1 protein-coding gene is annotated in these 769 nt (G+C 73.6%); it reads right to left on the bottom strand.

The window, feature by feature from the left end:
* Nucleotides 1-116: 116 nt before the first annotated feature.
* Nucleotides 117-769, bottom strand: a 653-nt coding sequence (locus tag BKE38_RS33735; RefSeq protein ID WP_131829801.1) for an ABC transporter ATP-binding protein, incomplete at its 5' end; no start/stop codon positions are given.

Genomic DNA, 769 nt, shown 5'->3' with positions numbered 1-769 from the left:
CTCGCTTCCCCGACGCGGCCTGCTGCGCCTCGGCGCCGGCGCCGAGGCGCAGCAGGCCGCGTCGGGGAAGCGAGAGCGTGTCCATCGAAGGCGACTCCTCGGCTGAGCGGAAAGGTTCAGGCGGAGGCGAAGGCAGGCGACGGCCCGGCCGCGGCCAGCGCCCGGCCAGCGGCGTCGAACACCCGCTCGCTGCCACAATCCCAGGTCAATGCAGCGCGGCTGCCGGGCGCCAGGCGCGGCGCCTCGGCCTGGCCGGTGGTGGGCTGGTGCAGGATCAGCGACCCGCCGCCGGGCAGTGCCAGCAGATATTCGACATGGGCGCCGACATAGGTGGCGTCCTCGACGGCAAGCGTCAGCCGCGGCGTCGCCGCATCGCCCGGCCGCAGCAGGCGGATGCGCTCCGGCCGCAGCGCGAGCGTGACATCCCCGTCGAGCGGATAGCGCTGCGCCAGATGGCACACGACGCCCTCGCCCAGGCGCAGCCGGCAGCCGTCGCGCAAGCTGCCGCGCAGCAGGTTGCTGTGGCCGATGAAGCGGGCGACGAAAGGGTTTTCCGGCGCCTCGTAGAGCGCCTCCTGCGGGCCGACCTGCTGCACCCGGCCGCGATCCATCACCACCAGCCGGTCCGCCATGGCCATGGCCTCGTCCTGGTCATGCGTGACCATCAGCGCGGTCAGCCCGGCGGCGCGCTGCAGCCGGCGGATCTCGCGCGCGACCTCCTGGCGCAGATTGGCGTCGAGGTTGGACAGCGGCTCGTCCAGCAGCAGCA

Origin of the sequence: Teichococcus deserti (assembly GCF_001982615.1) — a bacterium.
Classification (GTDB): domain Bacteria; phylum Pseudomonadota; class Alphaproteobacteria; order Acetobacterales; family Acetobacteraceae; genus Pseudoroseomonas; species Pseudoroseomonas deserti.
Note: the sequence above shows the minus strand (reverse complement) of the source record. Positions and strands in the feature narration are given on the sequence as shown.